Source organism: Citrobacter sp. RHBSTW-00029 (genome assembly GCF_014104295.1).
Classification (GTDB): domain Bacteria; phylum Pseudomonadota; class Gammaproteobacteria; order Enterobacterales; family Enterobacteriaceae; genus Citrobacter; species Citrobacter youngae.
On the sequence record NZ_JABXRT010000001.1, the window covers coordinates 2,906,746 to 2,926,634 of the forward strand.

8 protein-coding genes and 2 pseudogenes are annotated in these 19,889 nt (G+C 51.4%); 2 read left to right on the plus strand and 8 right to left on the minus strand.

The window, feature by feature from the left end:
• The first annotated feature begins 191 nt into the window (after positions 1–191).
• Positions 192–9,524, plus strand: coding sequence for an autotransporter outer membrane beta-barrel domain-containing protein (locus HV041_RS14325; protein WP_121584340.1), 9,333 nt, complete (start codon positions 192–194; stop codon positions 9,522–9,524).
• 194 nt (positions 9,525–9,718) lie between these two features.
• On the opposite strand, the gene HV041_RS14330 is transcribed toward HV041_RS14325, so the two are convergent.
• The 6 genes and pseudogenes from HV041_RS14330 to rclA form a co-directional block, all read right to left on the minus strand.
• The gene (locus HV041_RS14330) at positions 9,719–10,486 is read right to left on the minus strand and encodes an EAL domain-containing protein (RefSeq protein WP_048212357.1); all 768 of its coding nucleotides are present in this window, start codon (positions 10,484–10,486) and stop codon (positions 9,719–9,721) included.
• Between the two features lie 102 nt (positions 10,487–10,588).
• Positions 10,589–11,170, minus strand: a complete 582-nt coding sequence (locus tag HV041_RS14335) for a LuxR family transcriptional regulator (protein ID WP_170927356.1) — start codon at positions 11,168–11,170, stop codon at positions 10,589–10,591.
• A gap of 21 nt (positions 11,171–11,191) precedes the next feature.
• Positions 11,192–11,887, minus strand: coding sequence for a pilus assembly protein PilZ (locus HV041_RS14340; protein WP_061067471.1), 696 nt, complete (start codon positions 11,885–11,887; stop codon positions 11,192–11,194).
• A gap of 584 nt (positions 11,888–12,471) precedes the next feature.
• Positions 12,472–12,711 (minus strand): annotated as a pseudogene (locus tag HV041_RS14345) (DUF417 family protein); the annotation flags it as partial.
• A gap of 65 nt (positions 12,712–12,776) precedes the next feature.
• Positions 12,777–12,932 (minus strand): annotated as a pseudogene (locus HV041_RS14350) (YdgH/BhsA/McbA-like domain containing protein); the annotation flags it as partial.
• Positions 12,933–12,976: 44 nt separating this feature from the next.
• On the minus strand, positions 12,977–14,302 hold the full coding sequence (rclA, locus tag HV041_RS14355; protein WP_115600799.1) for a reactive chlorine resistance oxidoreductase RclA: 1,326 nt from the start codon (positions 14,300–14,302) through the stop codon (positions 12,977–12,979).
• 236 nt (positions 14,303–14,538) lie between these two features.
• Between rclA and rclR the strand changes: the two genes are divergently transcribed.
• Complete coding sequence (gene rclR, locus HV041_RS14360) at positions 14,539–15,393, plus strand: reactive chlorine-specific transcriptional regulator RclR (RefSeq protein WP_048212362.1); 855 nt, start codon at positions 14,539–14,541, stop codon at positions 15,391–15,393.
• A gap of 40 nt (positions 15,394–15,433) precedes the next feature.
• Here the strand turns inward: rclR and HV041_RS14365 are convergent, their stop codons facing one another.
• Positions 15,434–18,577, minus strand: coding sequence for a CusA/CzcA family heavy metal efflux RND transporter (locus HV041_RS14365; protein ID WP_182294235.1), 3,144 nt, complete (start codon positions 18,575–18,577; stop codon positions 15,434–15,436).
• A gap of 11 nt (positions 18,578–18,588) precedes the next feature.
• Positions 18,589–19,881: an efflux RND transporter periplasmic adaptor subunit gene (locus HV041_RS14370; protein WP_121584339.1), complete on the minus strand. Its 1,293-nt coding sequence runs from the start codon at positions 19,879–19,881 to the stop codon at positions 18,589–18,591.
• Positions 19,882–19,889: the final 8 nt, after the last annotated feature.

A 19,889-nucleotide genomic window follows, 5' to 3' on the forward strand; every position in this document is an offset into this window, starting at 1 on the left:
TTATTTAAGGATAGTAATCACAGTTAATTATTAACAGATTTTCTTTCGGCTCATTTTTTAATTCCGCCTGGCCCGGAAGGGATCGCTATTTTCGAAAATCGACATACCGGGTAGCACATCCGCGTGCCAACCATCGCCAACAACTCAACGCATTAACACATACATAACAGGAATGTAAACGAGGGTTATATATGAATAAGGTTTACAGCATTATTTGGAACGCGGCACTCGGCATCTGGGTTGTCGTCTCTGAATTAACCAGAGGTAAGAAAAAAAGCAGTTCACGTAAAACTGTTGCGGTACTGGCCGCCAGCGCATTAAGTGGCGCTACGATGATGGCCTCAGCTGCGCAGATTACCACTACGGGCGATCGAAATATTTCTGACGACTTCCAGAACGGTATTTCTGCGGGCGTTTATCAGGTTCCCCACGACTACGGCTTCTTATATGAAAATAATACTGCCAGTCAGACACTCAATATCAGCGGCGCAATCCCGACGATTAATCCGGGTCAAAGCGGCGTTGTAGAATCAACCACCATCAGTGAGTTACTGCGAACAGGAAAAATCACGCTGCAGGCTACCAGCCCAGGCCAGGGTGCAAAAACAATCACCACAGCAGAAGAGCTGGCGGAATACCTGACGTATAACCAATCGGCTACGCCTTCTCAAAGCGAAAACTTCGAGGTGGTTGACCCGGCATTCCCGGACGGCACAGAAACCATTAAGGTCTATGATACCAATGTGTTAAGTAGCTTTCTTACTAAATCGCAAATCGGCGATTCCGTATTAAATACTTATGATGCAACCAGGTCTGAAATCTATAAGCAGTTTGGTATCGCGCTGGCAACCAATGGTGCTACGGCCAACCTGAACATAGGTAATGACACGCTCAATGTACGCGACAAAGCCAATACCATCGAGTTACTGGCCAAAGACTCCTCCTTACTGGAAGCACAAGGCGCCAACAGCCAGGTAAACTGGCAGTCTGACAACTATATAAAATTTAACGCAGCACCCGTGATCCCCACACAAACGTTCACCGGCTCAGCGCAAGCCTCTGTCTTTGGCGATGATGTGTCGCTGATGACTTATGGCTATGATGCAGATGGCCAGGTTATCGAAACCGGGGTGCGCACATTCACCATTACCAGTACGCAGGAGTTGGCTGATTTTAACGACTTCCTGTTGGGCAGAAGTGCCGACGCCGCAGAAAATGCCAATGGCGATAAGGTCAGCCAAATCCAATTGTGGCTGGAGGCTGAAGAGGTCACCACCGTCACAGCAGCACAAGCAAAGTATGCCGGGTATATCGATAGCTTAATTAATTCCAGTCAGCCGTCTGATGAACTCACCTGGGACTACAAAGTCTGGACCGATGGAGAGTCACATATCAACAACGCCACTGCCGCCCGCGGTGAGTTGCATGCCATTTATGCCAACGGCGCTGGCACCACCGGTACTCTGAACAAAGAGGCGATAATTGCCGTTGACGGCAGTATCAATGGCGTCATGAAAGCCATTGATGGTGGGGTTATCAACAACCTCGGCGAGCTGAACGCGCTACGCAGTTCTGGCGGGCAAAGCCTGGCGATTGGCATGTTGGCGCAAAACGCCGAGGCAACCAACCGCGGGACTATCAACTCAGGTCTGTTCATTGATAAAGATGGTAATCAGAACGTTAACAGCTACGGCGCATTCGGTATGCAGGGACAAGGTACCAGCGTTATCACCAACGAAGGCACCATCAACCAGGCGATCACCACCGATAACTTCGGCACCGCATCTGCCGCCGATCCCTGGAGCAAGGATAAACCTGATACGTCGCTGACGTTGGCTATTGGTATGCAGTTGTCCGGCGAGGCAAAAGGTGTCAATAACGGCAATATTAACGTCGTCGACGGACGTAAAAACGGTGCATCTTACGGTGACGGCACCGCCTTTGGCGTGGAAGTCGCCGGAAATGCGACCTTTACCAACAGTGCTGATGCCGCTATTTACCTTGGTCGTGACGCAAGTAACCTGACCCAGGATGTCATCATGCCAGGTGGTGCCAGCCTGAGCGCCGGAATTATGACCAAAAGCGCCAAAGAGGTGATTAACAACGGTCTCATCACGTTGGGTACCGGTGTCCGTAACGCGGCAGGAATTTTGATCGGCAACGCAACAGGCAACGTACTGAATACGGGCAACATCGTCATCAATGGTAATGGGGATGCGGGGAACAACAAGAACTACGGCATCTCCGTGCGTGACAGCGGCACGGAAAATAATCAGGAAATCCGCAACGACGGCAAGATTAACGTCAACGGCACGAATAACGTGGGGATCCACGTCAGCGCCAATAACAAAAATGCCGAAGTAACCACCAGTGCCACAGGCTCTATTATCGTGGGCGGTACGGGTGGCATCAACGATCGTAACTACGCCATCTGGGCTGAAGGAGGCGCCAAAGGTCAGGCCGTGGTCAACGTCTACTCCAACATTACGCTGGACAAGGCCGGGAACATCGGCGTACACGTGCGTGATAACGCCATTGCTAACGTTGATAGCCTGAGTAGCCCGGTGTTCAACAACACCGATCAGATTGGCTATTATCTGTATGGGAAAGACGCGGCCGCCAATATTGGTCAGGCGGTGATGAATGACAACGGTCAGGATCGCACCACCATTTTCCGTATCGCCAATGGTGCATTACTGGCCGGTAACACCACCCCTCCTGGCAGCCAGGCCAGCTCCAACCTTGACCTTACCCTCAGCGGTAAGAACTCTGTTGGCGTTCTCGCTACCGGTGCAGGCAGTCAAGTCGATACTGGTGAAGCCACATTTACCGTGCAGGGTAGCGATTCCGCAGCACTGGTCATCGAAGGCGGCGCCAGCGGTAATATCAGCGACAAAACCACCATTAATTTAACCGGTGAACGTACCGTTGCCGGGGTGGTTGATGGCCAGGCGCATCGGTTGAATGGCAGCGCAGAGGGTAATGCCACCAGCACTACGCTTACTTCAAACGCGAAGATCACCTCTGAAGCCAGTGGCAATGAAGTGATCGCCTATATAGCGAGAAATCTGGGTAACCTGATCCTCGATACCAAATCAATTATCGATCTGGCCAGCATCGATAGTATCGGCGTGGACGTTCAACAAGGCGGTAGCTTAACCAACAACTCCTCCAGCGCCCTGCATGTCAGCAACGGCATCGGCGTTCGCGCGTCGGGTGCCAGTGCGCAAATTAATCAACTGGGCCAGGTTAAGGTTGATGATGGCACCGCTGGCGTATTACTGACGGAAGGGGCCAGCCTGCAGATTAACGGCATTAGTGGCGACAGCATTACCACCAACGGTACTGCTGATGGCATTCGCCTGGCAGATAAAGCCGGCGACCTGTCAGCGCAGCATGTGAAGATCCGTGCTGATGGCACGGGCGCAGGCATTCAAAACGATGCTAACAACACCAATATCACACTGCAAAATGTGACCATCGATTCCAACGACGGCGCGGGGATCCGCACCAGCGTAGCCCTGAACATGAAAGATGGGCTTAACAACATCCTTAACGTTAACGGTAAAGGTACCGGCTTCGCCTTTGAACAGCGCAATGGTGACGCAGTAACGGGCAATCTGACCATCGGCACAGGCTATACCATTGAGGTACTGAACAGCGAAGGCAGCGGTATCCGCGCCAATACTGATGGCCGCATCGACACCAAGGCCGACATTAACGTGCACGACAGCGCTGGCGGTTCGGCAATCATCGCGAAAAACGTCAGCGCGTTAACCAACAGTGGCAAGATTATCTCTGCCAGCACCACTTCCCCGGTAATCGACGCCAGCGGTGACAGCAGTAAAGCTATTACCAACACCGGCACCCTGCAGGCCATCACCGACACTGCGGTGGCCATTCAGTCTGGTAAAGGCAATGACACCATTGATATCAGCGGCGGTGTCACCAGCGGCGTAATCAATACCGGTGAAGGTATGGACACCTTCAACTGGCGTAGCGGCACCTATGCCGGTGAAGTGAATTTCGCCGGTACTGGCGGTAACAATAAAGCCAACATCGGCAATGTGACGCTGGAGAACACGCGCCACATCATTACCGCTGCCGGTACGGGCAACGCCCTCACCTTCACCGATACAAAAGATGCGAAGATTGGAACGCTGGTCAGCGACAACCTGACTACCGGCACGAATATTGGCACCGGCTGGGATTCGCTGACACTCAGCGGGTCAAACGCGGATGTCCGCATCGTTGAAAACCTGAGTCTGGCAAGCAAAACTATTGCTGTAAACAATGGTGCAACGCTGCGCACCGGCGACCATGTCGAGCCAACCAGTACTGCCGCCAGTATTGGCGACTACAATGTCACAACCCAGGGCGCAGGCAGCAGGGTTATCTTCGATACCCAGGGTGATAACACCGCGGCGCAAATCTATAACGGTACTATCAGCGGTGACGGGAAGTTTGAACGTGCGGCGGGCGGCACCACGGTCTTTACCGCCAACAACAGCTACACAGGCTCTACCACCATTGCGCAAACAGGTACGTTGCAGTTAGGTTCCGGCGGAAAGACGGGCGAAGTCAGCACCGAATCTGACATCATCGATAACGGCATACTGGCAATTAATCGCGCCAACGACGTCCTGCTGAACGGCGTTATATCCGGTATCGGCGCACTGCAGCAAATAGGTGACGGCATTACCCGTCTGACCGGCAACAACACCTATACCGGCGACACAACTGTCACCCATGGCACGCTGTTGGTGAATGGCGATCAAAGCGCAGCACGTGGCGCAACCACCGTCAGCGGCACATCCACACTGGGTGGGAATGGCATTATCGGCGGCAACGTGCTGATGAACGATGCCACAACTATCAGCGCTGGCGATGGCGGTGCGGGTACGTTATCCATTAACGGCAATCTGCAGCTTGGCAGCAAAACGACCTCCGCTTTCGAACTGGGCCAGGCCTATACGCCGGGCGGTAAGCTGAATGACCTGATTAACGTCGCAGGCAATTTGCAACTGGATGGAACTCTGGATGTCACCACGTCATCGGGCGGGAATTTCGGGCCTGGTGTGTACCGTATTTATAACTACGGCGGTACGCTGAATAACCAGACGCTGGAGTTAGGTGCTGTACCGGACACTCAGGATAAGAGCAACATCTTTGTCCAGACCTCTATCGACAAACAGGTCAACCTGGTGAACGCCAACGGCGTTACCCTACAATTCTGGGATGGCGCAACCGTCAATCAGAGTCACGGCGCATCCGGCATCGAAGGCAACAGCAAGATTGACGGCGGCGACGGTAAATGGATGGCGATCGGTGCTCAGGGCGACAACAACTGGACAACATCCACCGGTGAGGGCAACGCCCCGTGGGCGCAGAAGTCATTTGCCGTCTTCACCACCAAAGGCGGTACCGTTACCGTGGATAACGCTGCAGGTGAAGTTAACTTCTCCGGGGCGCAGTTTGATGCCGATGGTTACGTCGTAAAAGGCGATGCACTTAACGCCTGGGCCACCACAGAAAATGCCACCCATGCGGGGCAGACGCCGGGGACCGGTGAACTGTTGCTGCGCGTAGGCGCCGGCGGTGCGGGACAAAACTTTACGGCAACCATTGAGTCAATCCTTCGTGAAGCCAGCACCAACGACAAACTGACACTGGTGAAAACCGACCTCGGTCGTCTGATCCTCAGTGGTGATAACGCGTATCGCGGCGGTACGCGCATTGATGGCGGTACGTTGCAGATCTCCTCCGATAATAACCTCGGACAGAGCGGAACCGATTTGGCGATTAACAACGCCTCGACATTGCAATTAGGTGCGGATTTGACCAGCAATCGCACCATTGAACTGGGCGCGAATGATAAAGCCGCGGTGTTTGACCTTAATTCGCACCACTTCACGCCAACCGGTGAGATTACCGGCGACGGTAAACTGAAAGTCACCAGCAGCTCAAGCGATGCGGGCAGTACCTTAACGCTCGACCGCGCGAACAGCTACAAAGGCGACACCGAAATTGCCGGCACCGGCAATGCCAACAATGTGACGGTCAATGCCAGCAAAACCGGCGTGTTCGGCAGCAACGAGAGCAGCACCATCACGGTTAATAATGGGGCAACGCTCAACGTCAGCGGCGCAGACACCCGTCTGCAATCACTGACCATGAACATTGCCGACAGCCTGTTAACGCTGGCCGATACCGTCACAGCAGCCAGTGCCAAACTGAATCTGACAGGTAAAGCCAAAGCCGTACTCTCAAACAATGCAACAGCCGGGGACGCGACGGTCAGCGTGGCAAAAGACAGCACGCTGGCGCTGGAAGACAATGCCAGCGGCGGGAATGCCATGGTGACCAACAGTGGGCTGATGACCATGGCCGATGAGGCGATGGCAGAAAATACCCGCGTGGTTAACCTTGCAGGCGGTCTGGTAGATGTCAGCGCAGTCAACAGCAAGACTTCCATTGGTTCATTGTCCGGTGCGGGTAATGTCGAACTGGGTAATAAGCAACTGTCGCTGGGGAATCTACACCTTCCAGACACCATCAGCGGCATTATCAGCGGCAACGACGGCAGCCTGGTGAAAGTGGGTAACGGTACGTTAATCCTGACAGGCGACAACACCTACACCGGTATCACGGATGTCAATGAGGGTGTGTTGCTGGTCAACGGCAATCAATCGGCTTCTACCGGACAGGTCACAGTGAAATCGGGTGCCACCCTCGGCGGTAACGGTATTATCGGCGGCGCGGTTGATGTGCTGGACGACGGTCATATTACCGCCGGTGCCGCCATCAACAGCGTGGGCAAACTGACCACCGGTTCTCTGACGCTGAGCGATAATGCGCAGCTGGATTACCAGTTTGGTCAGGCGTATACCCCAGGCGGTGCTTTCAACGACCTGATTGATGTGAATGGCGACCTGACGCTCGACGGTAAACTCAATATTGAAACCTCACCGGGCGGTAGCTTTGACGTGGGTGTTTATCGCGTCATCAACTACACCGGCACATTAACCAACAACGTGATGGATATTGCCAACGCGCCGGAAGCTGCCGACAGCCTGTACGTGCAAACCTCGGTTAAAAACCAGGTTAACCTGGTCAACCATGCCGGGCTGACACTGCGTTTCTGGGACGGCACCGGCGGTGAAAATGGCGAACTGAAAAACAACGGCGTCATCAACGGCGGCGACGGTATCTGGCAATCAAGCCAGGGGAACGACAACTGGACCACCGATGAATCAACGCCAGAAGGCGCGTTGAACGCACCGTTTACCGATGCCGCATTCGCCGTCTTCCAGGGTGAAGCTGGCAACGTCACCGTCGATAACAGCAAAGGCGATGTCATCATCAGCGGCGCGCAGTTCGCTACCGATGGTTATCGCGTCGGCGGTGAAGCCATTACTACCGATACCGCCAATACGTTGATTCGCGTCGGTGATGGTACGGTCGATGGCGTCAACTACACCGCAACCATTGACAGCGTGATCCGCGGTACCGGTGGTCTGAATAAAGGCGACCTCGGTACGTTAATCCTGACGGGCAACAACACCTACAGCGGCGGCACGACTATCACGTCAGGGACGCTTCAGGTTGCAGGCGATACCAACCTCGGCGCAGCAGAGACCGGAATCACCTTTAACGGCGGTACGCTGAAATATGGTGAAGCGTTTGATACCGCCCGTCAGGTGACGCTGGAATCTGGTGGTGGGACATTCGACACCAACGGACATGATGTGTCCCTGCTGACGGAAGTCGAAGGTAACGGTCAACTGACCAAAACCGGTAAAGGTTCACTGACGCTGACGCTGGATAACACCTACACCGGTGGCACCACCATCGAACAAGGTGTATTGCAGCTCGGCACGGGCGGTACGATAGGGAGTATTGAAGGGGATATCGTTGATAACGGCGTGCTCAACGTTAATCGCGCCGATACGTTGGCGTTAAGCGGTAATATCAGCGGAGAAGGTCAGTTGCATCAGACCGGTAGAGGTACGACGGAGCTGCAAGGCCAAAACAGCTACAGCGGTGCAACGCTCATCACCAGCGGGGTATTGCAAGCCGGTGATACCAATACTCTGAGCGCCGCCTCGCACCACTATGTTGTCGCGGGCACCACCCTGAATACTCAGGGTTATAACCAGACAGTCGCAGGGCTGAGCAACGGTGGCGATGTGTCGCTCACCGGCCAGCAACCAGGCACAACCTTAACGGTTAAAGGGGATTACAGCGGCGAACAAGGCACTATCAACATGGCTGCCCGGCAGAATGCCGGCGGCACAGGTATTGCTGACCGACTGATTATTGATGGCGGTAAAGCCAGCGGAAGCACGCTGCTGGATGTCGACGGCTCCGGCCTTGGCGCACCGACCGTGGGTGACGGCATTGAAGTGGTCACGGCGCTCAACGGTGCAACGACGACGGCGCAAACGTCGCGGGATGCCTTCCATCTTGTCGCTGAACGTATGGCTGCGGGTGCCTTTGAGTATCAGCTCCACGCCGGAAACGCTCAGGGCCAGGGCGAAAACTGGTACCTGAGGAGTGAATATCGTCCGGAAACCATGCTGTATTCCGGTCTCGCCAGCGTGGTTCGCCAGGGGGACATCAGTCTGTTGGGCAACATGCACCAGCGTATGGGTGATGAGGTTAAACCGGGTATTGATGAAGACAATCGCGCCTGGGCGAGAATGATTGGTTATTCCGGTAAAACCAAACTGGATGATGCAGCCGGTACGCAAACCAGTTCCCATACCATGGGTATTCAGGTCGGCGTCGATATGTACGCCAATGAAAGCTGGAAAGCCGGTATGTATACCAGCATTCTGGATATCGACAGCAATGTAAAAGGCAGTAAAACGGGCAGCAACGGCAAAGGCGGCAACATCGACGACAACGCATTTTACGTTGGCGGTTATGCTACCTGGTTCTCTGGTGACGGTATGTATGTCGATAACGTGCTGCAATACGGGAACCATAAATCCCGCCTATCAGCATCGGGTAACAACGGCTCTTACACTGTCAAAGGCAATACGCTGACCGCCTCAACTGAAGTGGGTAAAGCATTCCGTTTAGGTGCCAGCGCCTGGAGCCTGGAACCGCAGGCCCAGTTGATCTATCAGTACAGCAACTTTGATAACAGCACGCTGGATGGTGTGACCCAAACGAAAGTGAAAATGGATACCGCCGATTCGTTTACCGCGCGTCTGGGCGTGCGTCTGGTCGCGGACTACGACACCAACCATGGCAAGTTCCAGCCGTACGGCCGGGTAAACGTCTGGCAGGGTCTGGGTTCCAAAGATAAAACGCACTTCAGCAACGCGGTCGCCACCACCACGCTGGAATCTTCACAGCAGTACTCCAGCACCGAGGTTGCAGCGGGTCTGTCATGGTCTATCGACCGAAATCTGCAGGTCTACGGCGAACTGGGGACACAGTTCAGCAACGGTAGCAATAAATCGCAGGTTGAAGCCCCGGTCAATGCGTCGATTGGCTTTAAGAAATCGTTTTAAGCAGGCATAAACTCGCAAGCCCCCTGTTCACAGGGGGCTTTTTTTGTCGCTCCAGAATACAGCGCTGCCTGAAACGCTGCACTTATCACGCCTACGGATTAGTGTTCGTTCTTGCAGGTCGGATAAGGCACAGGCACCGCCACCCGACAACGCGAAAGAATTCAGACTAAGGGGAACAACAAAGAGGGATGAGATTAACGGCTATATTGCGCTAAGAGTGAAGGAATCTCTTCTGCCAACACCGGGGGAGAAATGAAGAAGCCTTGAATTTTGTCACAGCCAATCTGCGTCAGGCGATCAAGTTGAGACTGGGTTTCAACCCCTTCGGCCAGGACTTCAATGCCAAAATTGTGCGCTAAAGAAATGATACCCTCAATAATCCTTGTCGATTTAGTGTCGGGCTCTATTTCGGTGACAAACTCTTTATCAATTTTTAAGGTATCAAAAGGATATTTCAACAGATAATTAAGATTAGCGTGCCCGGTACCAAAATCATCAAGCGCTAACTTGACCCCGATTGCCTTCAGTTCCGTCATATTTTTCGCCGCTATTTGGCTGTCACACAGCGGCGATGTTTCCGTTACTTCAATCTGGCAGCGATGAACCGGAAGCCCGGAAGCGGCCAGGTTTTGTCTGATTCGTTGAGGTAAAAGAGGATCGCAGAATTCAAGTGCAGAAATATTTACTGATAATACAAGAGGTTCGGGCCAGGTACTCGCAACATTCCACGGCGGGCTGGCAACCATATCTTCAATTGAAAATATATTGCCGCTGTCTTCCAGTAACGTAATAAATACATCAGGAGAAATCATACCCATCTGAGGGCTGTTCCACCGCATTAATGCTTCAAATCCGCTAATACACTCGGTATGTAAATTAAAAATAGGCTGATAAACCATATAAAGTTGACTGGTATTCAATGCCTTTTCAAGCGCGGTGAGCACCTCATCGGAATTAAACATTCCCCCTCTCCCTCTACAAATCATATAAATTAAAAACCAGTCAAAGTCACTCCCGAGTTGTACCTGCTGTTAAGTGCGTTACATCAGAAAAGAATAGCCAGGTTAGGGTAAAAAAGACATGCTGTGGGTAAATCTGACAATCAGTTTATTCAGATCAGAGGTATTAGTCAGTCCCAGCTTGGCGACAACTCTCATCTTATGCGCCTGAATAGTCTTATAGTTCAGACTAACCAACTCAGAGATTTCCTTGGCAGAATAACCACTTACCAATAGATTGAGGATTTGTTGTTCTCTTTCCGTCAATCTCTTCTGCGAACGATACAGTCGGGGATTCCATTTCCCGACCGACAACGTAGCCAACTGAGCAAAATCACGCAATGAGGATTTCTCAGTCAATACTATGGTTTTTTCAACGTATAATAATTCAACACATAATTTCGCCACCAAACTATCAGCAACGATAACGACAACGCTATTATAAAACTTGAACCGGTTTTTATTCAAAAACTGCACAATGGCAGAACAAGGCTGTTCATTGTTAATGATATTAAAAACCATTGTCTGATGCTGGCATAATGACGACTGCTGCAACATATCCTCAAACTGGAATGTTTTTATCGGCACATGTTTGCTTGTCAGGTAGGCAAACATACCGTTGCCCACAAAATTATCACTGCCACACATCAACATCCTGTTCACCGCTCCTTATAAGCTTCTAATTTTATTACTCATTAAAAATTTAATAATGGTTTTCTCAACTTCAGCCTCTTCACGACGGTTCTTAAAATCGAACTCGCAAGAAACCTGATGACAGGAATACAATTGATTATCCTCATCAAATTCGTTGATCGCGACGACATCAATGACTTTTAGATCAAGCTGAAAACTGCCGAACGTATCAAAATCCAGAGCAGCATTTTTAATCACTGCATCCTTGTAAAGAAAACGGGCATTAACATCTTTAGCGATTAACGCACAACCACCCTGAGAGATGTTTTTAATCTTAAGTGAGTAGTTCTCTCCGTTTTTGTAACGACCAAAACAGAAAAAATCGAACCCCTTCAGAAAAGAAAACCGCTGATTCTGTCGCTGTTGGGCAAAGAAAATCATATCCGGGATGAGGTAGGATAATCCTGCCTCAGCACCTGTTGATGGGGTGGCTTCAAATCTGGCGCTAAATTTTATAATCCCGCTGTCACTGTGCAGGATAAAGTATTGGATCTTTTCAGGAATGATGTCTTCATGACCGGTGACCACAAAGCGTTCGAAATCGATCCTTTCTAACTGCGTGATGACGCTGGTGTTTTCACATAAAACTTCCAGCTTCGTCTTCTTATGCAGCTCTTCACGAAGGATAGCGATGATCTCAAACTTGTTGTCCTTTGCTAATCCAAAGTTCATTCTAAAACCCTTATTTCCATATTTAAGATATGTCTCGGCCCCGGTCTGATGACAGACAAAAACGCGAGATCAGCATCCACCCCTGGTGCCTAATTACCATAGTGGATTCCATGTCGAACAGTTGATTAAAACTTAAGTTTTTAACTATCTTTCGTCATTTATTGATACGTAAAAACATTTAATCAGAATTAATTTTAGCTTAAGCCATGCCTAAAACCATGCAAACCTACGCAATAGCTATAACAAAAGCGAATAACAAGACTTTTCAAAATGCGATTTTGAGATAATAAATAGCAATAATCGCATAGAAATAAAATAGAAAAAATGCTGTAAAACTAAGGAGTTGACAATACAGAGCGTGGACGGGGGGGGCTGAACCTATAGGCACAATATCCAGCAGGTGGTCATTAGCCAACTGATACCAATACCATGACGTCTCATTTCACAGGAATGAATGTATCATTCAGGTATATTAATCGTAATTTAACTTAAGTGATAAAAAGGCCAGCATGATGCTGGCCCCGGTAAATACCGAATTAAATTAGAGTGGCAAACTCTCTTACAGAGGGTACAGCGTTAAAAATTCAATACCGTTGTTTAACGATTGCCCGGGCAGAATCAGCAATTATCATCACTGCCCCAGCCAACATTAACGTGTTTTTTAGCACCAGACGTCCCGCCCCCGATAAATACGGAAAGCCGTAGTGTAAATCACCCAATGGCATAACCCATACTTCTGGTGTGGTAATTAAAAGCAACAAGGTGACCACCGGCGTTGCAAATGCCAGAATTTCCCCCATCAATCCTGACCAACGGCTAATCGGTCAAGGTTAATCCAATTCGATCCCCCTGCCCCAGTAAACGAAGATATTTTTCCATGATGGCAATCCTACTTGTACAAAATTGCAGTGACATAAGTACTGCTATCAATTCTCATCGAAGTAATTTTCCATGATGATGCCAGCTTTTCTTGCGCCAGTTTAGCAATGTCCTCTTCGACATCAGAAGGTGCCGCTGAAACAGCGGATACACTGACGTGGGCCAAAAAACCCCCACACAGGTGGGGCAAAGATGCAGACTCTATATTTATTATTGAACGAGAGAAAACAGATCGTTTAATGACTCACTCATACTTGGATGGGTAAATATTTGGTCACGCAACACGGTATAAGGTAACCCGGCATCCATCACAGTTTTAATGATATTAATCATCTCATGCGAATCCACACACAGCAGTGAGACACCTAATATCTGCTGCGTATCCGTGTCCACCACAGCTTTAAGTACACCACGCGTATCATCCATGACTCGCGCCCGTGGAATCGCAGCGACGGGAAGCGTCACCACCTGTACCGCCGCACCGCTGGCACGGGCCTGCTCTTCTGTCATCCCCACGCGGGAAAGTGGTGGTGTCATAAAGACGGAATATGGCACATTTTGCCGATCGCCGGTGTTTCTCACCCCTTCGCCTAACAGGCCATCACGCACAATACGGAAGTCGTCCAGTGAGATATAGGTAAATTGCAGCCCCCCTGTTACATCTCCCATAGCCCAGATGTTATCCGCCGACGTCCGCAAATATTTATTCACAATAATGCTGCCACGATCGTTCACATCGACACCGGCTTTTTTCAGTTGCAGTTGTTCCGTCGCCGGCTTGCGGCCTGATGCGACCAACAGTGCGTCAACAACCTGTTCCCCTTCCGGCATCTGTAGCTGCACCGCGCCATCATGAGACGAAACCAACTGCACCTTAGCATTGAGGATCAGCTCTACGCCTTTATCGCGTAAAATATCAGCGATCGCATCGGCGATATCCCGGTCCTCGCGGGGCAAAAACAGCGGTGCAGCCTCAAAAATAGTGACCTGACTGCCGAAGTTGGCAAACATCGACGCGAACTCAACGCCGATATAGCCACCCCCCAGGATACCCAGGCGCTGTGGGCGTTGGGTCAAATTCAGCAACCCGGTGCTGTCAAAGACGCCCGGCGTACTGGATAATCCCTCAATATCCGGAATCGTCGACTGTGCACCGGTATTAATAAAAATCTTCTCACCGCTCAGCTCAAGCGTTCCTGTCGACTGCATTACCCGCACGGTATGGTTGTCGACAAATTCAGCACGCCCTTCAATCACGTCCACATTTTCCAGATTGGCCAGATTATGGAAGTTTTTATCGCGCAGAAAACTGACCACGGAAGCCTTACGCTGCATCGCAGTTGCAAAGTCATGCTGCAGCTCAGCATCGTGTACCAGGGTTTTGGTTGGAATACAGCCGATATTAATGCATGTTCCGCCATACATGGTGTTGGATTGCTCAATAATTGCTACCCGCCAGCCCGTCTTTGCCAGCGTAGCCGCCAGCGTCTTACCTGCTTTGCCAAATCCAATAATGATCGCCTGATATTGTTTCATGCTGCCTCTCCGCAAAGTCATTGTTCATTTGTTACTCTGGATTATAGGCAGTGCCCTGTCAGGCCAGCATATCCATAACGCGCATTTTTTTGTTCAATCGTCTAAGACCAAATAATAAAAACTAAAAACCCGCCAAACGAAACAAAAAGTAACTATTTGATAAAATTAATTTAATGTAAAAATATAGCGATAATTACGGTTCTATCAACAACAATAAAAATTGTTCAGGAGTCTTTATGGATGCACTTAGCCGCTTGCTAATGCTTAACGATCCGCAGGGTTCTATTGATCAAAACTGCGTATTGAGCAGAGACTGGCAACTCCCTCATGCAGCAGGTGAGTTATCCGTGATCCGCTGGCATACGGTAACCCAGGGTAGCGCTTTACTGGAGATGCCTGATGGCAACACTTATACACTGCGTCCTGGTACGGTAGTCATCTTGCCGCAAAACTCCGCGCATCGGTTGTGTCAGTCAGGTGAGGAGCAAACGCATATTGTCTGCGGAAGTCTGCAACTACAGACATCCTCCCGCTATTTTTTAACCGCGCTGCCGGAAGTTTTGCTGCTGGCACCTGGCGAAAATAGCCCCGTTTACCACTGGCTTAAGGCGATGATCGGGCTGATGCAGCAGGAATCATTGAGCATGCTGCCCGGTTCCAACGTTGTGTGCAGCCAGCAATGCGCCACGCTGTTCACGCTTGCCGTTCGCGAATGGTTATCTCAGGCCCCCCCTGCCAAAAATGTGCTGAATCTGCTATTACATCCCCGACTGGGAGCGGTGGTGTTCCAGATGCTGGAATCACCCGCACATCCCTGGAGTGTTGAAGAACTGGCGCAGCGCGCGCATATGTCCCGGGCCAGTTTTGCTCAACTGTTTCGCGAGGTTTCAAACTCCACGCCGCTCGCCGTACTCACTACATTGCGTCTGCAATTCGCCGCCCAGATGCTGTCGCGCGGCGCCCAGCCGTTGGTCGTGATTGCCGAATCGGTGGGATATGCCAGCGAGTCATCTTTTCACAAAGTTTTTCTGCGTGAATTCGGCTGTACGCCTGGTGAGTACCGTAAACGGGTGAAGGCGCTGGAATCATAGCGCCCACCTTCAAAGGATTGAAGGCGAGCGCTACCAGGGGCTATTTCTGGGTGCGATGCCTGTGTAGCCACATCAGCTTATACGCTGCCGGAATGATGAACAGTGACAGCAAAGGTGCCGTGATCATGCCGCCAATCATCGGTGCAGCGATACGGCTCATGACTTCAGACCCGGCTCCCGTTCCCCATAAAATCGGCAGCAGACCCGCAATGATGACCGCGACAGTCATTGCTTTAGGACGCACACGCAGTACCGCTCCGTGGTACAACGCCTCATCCAGTTTATCTACGGTAAAGGTTTGCGGGTTTTCCAGCGCAGGCTCTGCTTCAATGGCGTGGCGCAGGTACATCAGCATCACCACGCCAAATTCGGCAGCCACGCCTGCCAGTGCGATGAATCCGGTCCCGGTCGCGACCGACATATGGAATCCCATCCAGTAGAGAAACCAAATTCCGCCTACCAACGCAAAGGGCACACTGGTGATAATCAACAGTGCTTCACCAAAACGACGGAATGCCAGATACAGCAGCACGAAGATAATCATCAGCGTCATCGGCACCATCAGTTTAAGCTTGTGGCTGGCGCGCTCAAGCAGCTCAAACTGCCCGGAGAATGCCACGCTGGTTCCCGGTTTTAGCTGGACGTTTTCAGCAATCGCTTTTTTCAGATCGTTCACCACCGACACCATGTCGCGATCGCGGGCATCAATATAGATCCAACTGGTTGGCCGCGCGTTCTCGGTTTTCAACATCGACGGCCCCGAAACCACCTGCACATCTGCAACATCAGCCAGCGTGATTTGCTGTTTCATTGGCGTCAGTATCGGCAGATGCCGTAGCGTTTCTGGGCTATCGCGATAGCTTTGTGGATAACGCAGATTGATCGGATAGCGGGCGATACCTTCAACCGTTTCACTTACCATGGCACCGCCTACCGCTGAGGTGATAAACAGTTGCACATCGCCGACGGTCATCCCATAACGGGCGGCCTTTTCACGATGAATATCTACGCTAAGATAACGTCCGCCGACCAGACGTTCAGCCAATGCGGATGCCACGCCAGGCACCGTTCTTGCGACTTCTTCGATTTGCTCTGCCGTGGCGTCAATATCCGACAACACGGTACCCGAAACCTTAATACCGATAGGACTTTTAATCCCCGTAGAGAGCATATCGATACGGTTACGAATTGGCGGGACCCACAGATTCGCCAGCCCCGGTAAACGAACGGTTTTGTCCAGTTCCTCAATGATTTTGTCCATCGTCATCCCCGGACGCCACTGATCCTGCGGCTTCAGTTGGATGGTGGTTTCCACCATTTCCAACGGCGCGGAGTCGGTCGCCGTTTCAGCTTTACCGGTTTTACCAAACACGCGCGCCACTTCAGGAACCGTCATGATGAGCTTATCGGTTTTTTGCAGCATATCTGCCGCCTGCGCTGCGGAAATCCCCGGCAAGGTTGAAGGCATATACAACAGATCGCCTTCGTTAATCTGCGGTAGGAATTCGCCCCCAACCTTATTCAGCGGGAAGATGACGGTCAGGATCGACAGCACCGCCACCAGCAGGGTCGTTTTCGGCCAGTGCAGCACTTTCAACAATAACGGGTGGTAAATACGAATCAGGAAACGGTTAAGCGGGTTGCTGCTTTCCGCCGGGATCTTGCCACGGATCCAAAATCCCATCAGGATCGGGATCACCACAATGGCCAGAAACGCAGCACCTGCCATAGCGTAGGTTTTGGTAAACGCCAGCGGACCAAACAACCGCCCTTCCTGCCCTTCAAGGGTGAAGATAGGGATAAACGACAGCGTGATAATCAGTAAGCTAATGAACAGCGCAGGACCGACTTCCACCGAGGCGTTGGTGATGACTTTCCAGCGAGTTTCGTTATCCAGCGTTTCACCAGGATGCTGATGCCCCCACTCTTCCAGCCGCTTATGCGCGTTCTCAATCATCACGATTGCGGCATCGACCATCGCCCCGACCGCGATGGCTATCCCCCCAAGCGACATAATGTTGGCGTTCAGTCCCTGGAAATGCATCACGATAAACGCGATACACAGTCCCAGCGGCAGAGAAATAATGGCCACCAGCGCCGAGCGGATATGCCACAGGAACAGCGCGCACACCAGCGCCACAACGATAAACTCTTCCAGCAGCTTGTAGCTCAGGTTATCAATCGCGCGATCGATCAGTTGACTGCGATCATATGTTGTAACTACTTCAACGCCTTCCGGCAGACTGCTCTTCAGCGTTTCAAGTTTAGCCTTAACCGCGGAGATCACCTCGCGCGCATTTTTACCGGAGCGCAGGATCACTACGCCGCCTGCCACTTCGCCTTCGCCATTCAGCTCGGCGATCCCGCGGCGCATTTCCGGCCCAATTTGTACGCGGGCAACATCACGCAGATAGACCGGAACGCCATCTGTGCCAGTTTTCAGCACGATATTATTAAAGTCATTAAGGGACTGCAGATACCCACTGGCGCGGACCATATATTCCGCTTCTGCCATTTCGACAGATGAACCACCGGCTTCCTGGTTTGAGGCATCCAGCGCCGATTTCACCTCACCCAGACTGATGCCATATTGCGTCAGCTTCATCGGATCGATGACAACCTGGTACTCTTTGACCACACCACCCACCGAGGCAACTTCCGCCACGTTAGGGATAGTTTTCAATTCATATTTTAAGAACCAGTCCTGCAGGGAACGTAATTGGGCAAGATCATGTTTGCCGCTGCGATCCACCAGCGCATATTCAAATATCCAGCCGACCCCTGTCGCATCCGGCCCCATTTCAGCACTGACGCCTGCGGGTAATTTCCCCTGCACCTGGTTGAGATATTCCAGGACACGGGAGCGCGCCCAATAAGGATCGGTCCCGTCTTCAAAAATGACATATACGTAAGAGTCGCCAAATTGCGAGAAACCACGCACCGTTTTCGCTCCCGGCACCGACAGCATGGTGGTGGTCAGCGGATAGGTCACCTGATTTTCAACAATTTGCGGCGCTTGCCCCGGATAACTGGTTTTGATGATCACCTGCACATCAGAGAGATCGGGCAGTGCGTCAACCGGCGTATTCACAATGGTCCAGGTGCCCCAGATGCTGAGAAACAGCGCCCCCATCATCACCAGGAAACGGTTTGCCACCGAGCGGCGAATAATCCATTCAATCATTTATCATGTCCTCAGTGTGAATGGGTCGCCTGGGCTGGCATCGCGGGTACAGCGAGCGTCCCGTTTGCCTGGGCGCGCATACGATCCAGGGCGCCAGAAATATTCGCTTCGGAATCGATCAGAAACAGACCGCTGGACACCACGTTTTCACCTTCGCTCAAACCAGAGCGAATGGCCGTTAACCCCTGAGACTCATGGAATACGGCTACCTGCTTAGGTACAAATCGTCCTTCATTATCGACGGTGATAACCCGCTGTTCGGTACCGGTATCAATCAGCGCTTTAGACGGGATCAGCAGCATCGGCTCGCTTTGCGTTTTTAGCTGCAGATAGGCATTCATTCCCGGCTTAAGGGCCTCATCCGGGTTATTAACCTGTAGACGAAGCTGGAGCGTGCGCGTCGTGGAATCCACACTCGGCAAAATACTCCATTTGCTAATGGTGAAGGATTTACCCGGCCAGGCAGGTACGGTAATGGTGAATTGCGAGGCGTCTTTAATCAGCCAGGCGATAGATTCCGGGACTGAAGCACTGACCCAAACCGGATCCATTCCCTGAATTTTCGCGACCACATTATCTTTTGAGATGTTCATACCAGTACGTAAATCAAACGCGGTAATCACCCCATCAATAGGGGCCTTCAGGGTAAAGCGGGTCTGAATTTTCCGCGTCGCTTTCAAGCGTTGAATGTCCGCCTCCGGCATTCCCGCCAGGCGTAATCTCTCCAGAATACCTTCAACCTGCGTCGCGCTGCCGCCCGTTTCCCGCAGCAGTAAATATTCACTTTGTGCTTCTACCCAGTCAGGAATTGTCAGATCGATAAGCGGCGAGCCCTGCTTAATTTTGTCGCCCACAGTCAGCGGATAAACTTTCTCGATAAAGCCTGCCGAACGCGCCTGGACAATGACAAATTGATATTCGTTATAACTGACGTTCGCCGGGAAAGTTTGTGCATATTGCAATGGCCCACGGCGCACGGGTTCGGTTTTTAGCCCCAGATTCTGAGTCTGTGTCGGGTCAATACGCACACCCGGTGTGGATGTACTCGCCGTCTCTTCATCGGCATATTTCGGGATCAAATCCATATCCATAAACGGAGATTTACCCGGTTTATCAAACCGCGTATTGGGATACATGGGGTCGTACCAGAATAAAACTCTACGCTCTTCTTTTTTTTGAGCAGCGCCGGTATCGGCCGATACTTTTGCGGATGAATAATAGGTATACACACCGACAGAAATAATTCCGCCGACAATCATGCTGCCGAGAATAAGCGCGGTATTTTTAATATTTAAAGACGCCATAGTGATTT

Coding starts and splice junctions, on each gene's coding strand:
- HV041_RS14325 (WP_121584340.1), top strand. CDS start 192: ATGAATAAGGTTTACAGCATTATTTGGAACGCGGCACTCGGCATCTGG.
- HV041_RS14330 (WP_048212357.1), bottom strand. CDS start 10,486: ATGTTTAATTCCGATGAGGTGCTCACCGCGCTTGAAAAGGCATTGAAT.
- HV041_RS14335 (WP_170927356.1), bottom strand. CDS start 11,170: ATGTGTGGCAGTGATAATTTTGTGGGCAACGGTATGTTTGCCTACCTG.
- HV041_RS14340 (WP_061067471.1), bottom strand. CDS start 11,887: ATGAACTTTGGATTAGCAAAGGACAACAAGTTTGAGATCATCGCTATC.
- rclA (WP_115600799.1), bottom strand. CDS start 14,302: ATGAAACAATATCAGGCGATCATTATTGGATTTGGCAAAGCAGGTAAG.
- rclR (WP_048212362.1), top strand. CDS start 14,539: ATGGATGCACTTAGCCGCTTGCTAATGCTTAACGATCCGCAGGGTTCT.
- HV041_RS14365 (WP_182294235.1), bottom strand. CDS start 18,577: ATGATTGAATGGATTATTCGCCGCTCGGTGGCAAACCGTTTCCTGGTG.
- HV041_RS14370 (WP_121584339.1), bottom strand. CDS start 19,881: ATGGCGTCTTTAAATATTAAAAATACCGCGCTTATTCTCGGCAGCATG.